This is a genomic window from Nitrosomonas sp. Nm33 (assembly GCF_900107265.1).
GTDB lineage: Bacteria > Pseudomonadota > Gammaproteobacteria > Burkholderiales > Nitrosomonadaceae > Nitrosomonas.
The window spans coordinates 1-4,505 of sequence record NZ_FNPJ01000118.1; the positions used below are offsets into that span (position 1 = coordinate 1).

At 42.6% G+C, this 4,505-nt stretch carries 7 protein-coding genes; 5 read left to right on the plus strand and 2 right to left on the minus strand.

Annotated features, from left to right (window positions below; translation table 11 throughout):
• The coding region (locus BLV54_RS14475; protein ID WP_090572311.1) for an IS630 transposase-related protein at nt 1–251 on the minus strand (251 nt) is incomplete at its 3' end.
• Nucleotides 252–702: 451 nt separating this feature from the next.
• Here BLV54_RS14475 and BLV54_RS14480 point away from each other — a divergent pair.
• Both BLV54_RS14480 and BLV54_RS14485 read left to right on the plus strand, forming a co-directional pair.
• On the plus strand, nt 703–1,329 hold the full coding sequence (locus BLV54_RS14480; RefSeq protein WP_176969797.1) for an AAA family ATPase: 627 nt from the start codon (nt 703–705) through the stop codon (nt 1,327–1,329).
• Between the two features lie 42 nt (nt 1,330–1,371).
• Nucleotides 1,372–2,283: a DUF4435 domain-containing protein gene (locus BLV54_RS14485; RefSeq protein WP_176969798.1), complete on the plus strand. Its 912-nt coding sequence runs from the start codon at nt 1,372–1,374 to the stop codon at nt 2,281–2,283.
• Between the two features lie 318 nt (nt 2,284–2,601).
• Here the strand turns inward: BLV54_RS14485 and BLV54_RS14490 are convergent, their stop codons facing one another.
• Nucleotides 2,602–2,805, minus strand: coding sequence for a hypothetical protein (locus BLV54_RS14490; RefSeq protein WP_090572314.1), 204 nt, complete (start codon nt 2,803–2,805; stop codon nt 2,602–2,604).
• Nucleotides 2,806–2,952: 147 nt separating this feature from the next.
• On the opposite strand from BLV54_RS14490, the gene BLV54_RS14495 reads away from it, so the two are divergent.
• The 3 genes from BLV54_RS14495 to BLV54_RS14505 form a co-directional block, all read left to right on the plus strand.
• The gene (locus BLV54_RS14495; protein ID WP_090572316.1) at nt 2,953–3,324 is read left to right on the plus strand and encodes a TIR domain-containing protein; all 372 of its coding nucleotides are present in this window, start codon (nt 2,953–2,955) and stop codon (nt 3,322–3,324) included.
• 137 nt (nt 3,325–3,461) lie between these two features.
• Nucleotides 3,462–4,235, plus strand: coding sequence for a hypothetical protein (locus BLV54_RS14500; RefSeq protein WP_090572315.1), 774 nt, complete (start codon nt 3,462–3,464; stop codon nt 4,233–4,235).
• A 19-nt stretch (nt 4,236–4,254) separates the two neighbouring features.
• Nucleotides 4,255–4,505, plus strand: a 251-nt coding sequence (locus BLV54_RS14505) for an IS630 transposase-related protein (protein WP_090569664.1), incomplete at its 3' end; no start/stop codon positions are given.

Below are 4,505 nucleotides of genomic sequence, written 5' to 3' on the forward strand. Positions count from 1 at the left end.
TTCTGCGTCACGCCCAAACGTTTTGCTCGCTCGTACTGACAGGCATCGGGATAATCGAGAATATCCTGCCGCAATACATCAAGATCAATCTTGCGTTTGCGAAACCCTTGAGGTTTGCGATCAACATGCTTGATCCAGCGAACAACGCTTGCTATACCCACATCAAACCGCGCTGCCACCTCGGCTATCGTAAGTCCTTCTTTCTCTCGAACAGATAAGACTTTACGGCGAAAATCCAATGAATATGCCATCCTTGCATTATAATCAAAATTATCTGGTTATGCTATATCTAATGGCGAATTTGTTATAGCGAAGAATGGTGCGGAACTTGCCGAACTGGTAGTTAAGGCAAAAAAAGAGCAGAAAGCTTCGATAAATTGGGATGATCAGCGTTTACCGTCTTGCTCCTATTTTCCAGCGTTCCGAAATATTGTCGAAGCTTGGGACACCCGTAATGAAGTCAGAGATAGATTCGTAAAGCATGGCTTTGAGGCTAGAGAAAATCATCTAAAATTTTTGATAGAGAGTGACGTAACAAGATTCGCACGTAAATTGTTTGGCGAATTTGTCCCAAACATCTCGTTTCCAACCCCTCAAGCAATTGAAGCAACGGTTGGCGACGAAATTAGAAAAGCGCAAATGCTCAGCTTGCAATATGAACGGGAGTTAACCTCTCGAATGTTCCTTGAGATATTGGAGACGATGCTAAGCAACACTGATACTACACTTGAATCCGATCCGGACCAGCTATTCCACGATATATCAAATCTGGATAAGGGAACAGCGCTTGAAAGACGCTATCGACTAGACCAACGAAGAAATGAGTCTCTCGTAAGTGTAAGAGCTCTACTTCACGGAGCAACCCAACGACAGAGAGCCATACCTGCTCTAGAAAAATATAAAAGAGTGTTAATTGAACGACAGCAATTCACTGAGAACAAGTTTCGCGCCGTAGAATCGTATCTCATAGCAGTTAACCAGTTTTATACAAAGAAACGAATAGATATAGATATACAGGAACAACAACCACCTAATTTAGTTGTTAAGTATAAGGACAAGGACAGCTTGCCGCTTTCAGTTCTATCCTCAGGGGAGCGTCAGATACTGACACTTATGTTTGCAGCATCTCGCATCAGCAAACAAGAAATCGTTTTGCTTGATGAACCCGAAATTTCGCTTCATGTTGATTGGCAGAGCTCGCTACTGGAACGCATGTCTGGGCTCCTAGATGGGAAGCAGATTATCGTTTGCTCTCACTCACCAACCCTTGCATCGAACCATCTCGATGTCTTGGTCGAGCTCAAATCACATCTGTCAACACAAAAGTAAATGGTTGCTTTTACGTTATCCTCATTCGTGGCACAGCTACGAATGTCAAGACAGCATTTCATCGTGGTAGAAGGTAAAGAAGACAGGGAATTTGTTCTCAATCTGAGGACCAAGTTGAACCTTCCGCACAGAACTGTTTATGCGGCTAGCGATATGCAAAATGGATTTTCCCATCCAAAGTGCAATAGAAAAAAAGTCGAAGAAATTGCATCGTTGTCCGTAGAGTATGGCACCTCAGACCGACTGACGTGTTTAGTTGATAGAGAATTCAGGGAATTCAACTTGCAGAGGTGCTCTGACAAAATTGGCTTGCATCACGTAGTTAATAACACCTATTGGACGTTAGGACACTCCTTTGAGAACTATTTTTTCGATCCGACGCTACTAGTGAAAGGATTTTCCTGTTTGACTACTGCTCATTGGCATGCGTCAGCGGACCAATATTTTTCCAGCCATTTTGATTTTTTTTCGACAATTGCCGCCAGCCTTTCAATAGCAGATTTTGAAGTCGAAAAATCAGGGTTTTCAATTGGCCTGAGACCTGAAATCTTCAAGCTCTTTAAAGAAATCAACGGTGCAACTCCCTCCCTGGATACTGCTTACTTGGATCAATTTATAAACGATAGGCTTGATCCAAAAAGGGCTTCTCGCCATCTGACATCTTTCAAGCGTTCTCTGGCTGCGATGAAAAACACAATCCCGTCCGAAGTGCGCAAGTTTATTAGGGGGCATACTGGCATCGTAATTTTCCAAGCTAGTTATGCGTGGTGCTTGGCATTCACAGCGCCTAAAACGTGTGATCAGAACGACATCGGCAGCAAAGTAAATGAGGTTCTTCAGGCGTCAAGTGAATCAATATTTAAGCAGCTTCTACGTTCCTACTTAATTATCCTAGACAATACCCCGTGCAGATTGCAATTTTCTGCGTACCCTCGGCAATTTTTCCTACGCTAGGAAGTAGCGTGAATATGTGCAAGGGTCTAATCATGCCAAACAGGGAGTGGAAAAACCAACGGGGCCCGTACAAAGGATAGTATCCATAATTAAAAAGGACGAGCGGGTTTAGGCTGATGCGGATAGGCCACCCCTGTGTCTGCTTTAGCAGTAGACTGCCAGAATGGCAGTCTTTTGGCACGAAGCAGTCATTTCAATAATGCCAATTGTCAGTATGTATTCAATCCTATTTTTGAATACGTCAGATTAAATCCAAACTTTGACATTTAAAAGCCTGGCGGGTTTATTGTTTTAAATTTCTCGAGCGTTCCCCTTAAGTCAAACTTTGTCCACGTCGATGGATGCATCAATACCGACTTCTTCGTATAGCTCTTTAGCAAGCCAGCCATAACCAAAGAAATCAGCAACCTGATTGTGATTCTCGCAAACTATAGCCTCTGTGGTATCGCGTTCACCTTGCCTGCGCGTACGGTTGATGCGTTCACATACAAACTTGCCTTTCTGAGTGCGGTATAGCTTCAAAACTTGCTAGCAACTCGTTTCACCCCTTCAAAAACCACATTTGACTGAGGGGATATTGGATTGTACGATTAACGATTAATCATACGCCATAAATTTATGGCGAAATATGACAGCATAATTTTATGTTGCAAAGCGAAGATTTTTGGTATGAGCATTAGACAAACCCATGTTTTCATGAGTCATTCTTGGGCGCACTCAAATCACTATGACACATTAGCTAAATGGGTATTTGAAGACAAATGGAGAGTAGGTCAAGCTTCACCGGATTTCAGAGACTTTTCAGTTCCTAAAAACGATCCTATTCACAATGTAAATAATGATAGACAATTAAAAGAAGCCTTATATGACAAGATTTCGCGGAGCCATGTGCTAGTCATACCAACAGGAATGTACACTAATTATAGTAAGTGGATTCAAAAAGAAATAGATGGAGCAAGCAACTACAACAAACCAGTTCTAGCAGTGAATCTCTGGGGAGCACAAAAAACATCAAATATTGTTGAGAGCGCCACAAAATAAATCGTTGATTGGAATAGAGAAACAGTGGTAAAAAGCATCTGGAGGCTTTACAAGGATAGCGAATCCACAATTTCTAAAGCTATCTAAAGATGATTAAGGAAATAATCCAGAACAAAAGATATTTATAGATAGCGAACATGACGGTTGTCAGCAAAGAGAATGGGGTTTATCGGGGTTGGGGAAGAGGAGAAGGAAAGCCGGATATAATAATCGTCCGTGGGAAAGAGCGTTGGAACGTCTATGAGGTACGTGAAGCTAACAAACAAGTTCTTGTAGCATCAAATCTGTCGTTTGCTGAAGCACGCGTCTGGAATGCAGATGGATATATTGCGCCAAAACCTCGACCAGCACCACGGAAAACCCGTATACGTAATGGGTTACACGAAGTAGGCCCCATTAAGGTTGAAAAGGTAAGTGATTCTTGGCGTGTTTTTTGCCGTGACGTTGAGTATGGGCATGGGCTCACATTTCCTCTAGCTAAAAGACTCGCAAATATCGAGGAGAAAAAGATTCAACTCTCTACATTCCGCCTTGCAATGTCCTTTGTACCCCGCCCGTGCATAAATATCAATTTGCATAAAGTTCTTAAACGCACTACCTGGCTGAAGCTCAGCAAAGACACATTCCAAAAAGCAAATGGTAAATGCGAAATTTGTGACACGCCTTATGCGAGACTCGACTGTCATGAAGTTTGGCACTATGACGATTTCCGGTATATACAGGAACTCGTTCGACTTATGGCTATTTGCTTCCTTTGCCATCGAGTCATCCATTACAACACAAACCATTTTTGGACTGAAACAGCCTGGGCCAATGTAATTAAACATTTCAAGGAAATCAATCAAGTCGATACTTCAGCGATGTCTGAGAATCTACAAGCCGCAGAGTGGACATATAGCATAACCAGATAATTTTGATTATAATGCAAGGATGGCATATTCATTGGATTTTCGCCGTAAAGTGTTATCTGTTCGAGAGAAAGAAGGACTTACGATAGCCGAGGTGGCAGCGCGGTTTGATGTGGGTATAGCAAGCGTTGTTCGCTGGATCAAGCATGTTGATCGCAAACCTCAAGGGTTTCGCAAACGCAAGATTGATCTTGATGTATTGCGGCAGGATATTCTCGATTATCCCGATGCCTATCAGTACGAGCGAGCAAAACGTTTGGGCGTGGCGCAGAA

Bases quoted from the DNA above. Each gene is read 5' to 3' on its own strand.
- BLV54_RS14480 (WP_176969797.1), top strand. From the start codon at position 703: ATGCTAAGCAACACTGATACTACACTTGAATCCGATCCGGACCAGCTA.
- BLV54_RS14485 (WP_176969798.1), top strand. From the start codon at position 1,372: ATGTCAAGACAGCATTTCATCGTGGTAGAAGGTAAAGAAGACAGGGAA.
- BLV54_RS14495 (WP_090572316.1), top strand. From the start codon at position 2,953: ATGAGCATTAGACAAACCCATGTTTTCATGAGTCATTCTTGGGCGCAC.
- BLV54_RS14500 (WP_090572315.1), top strand. From the start codon at position 3,462: ATGACGGTTGTCAGCAAAGAGAATGGGGTTTATCGGGGTTGGGGAAGA.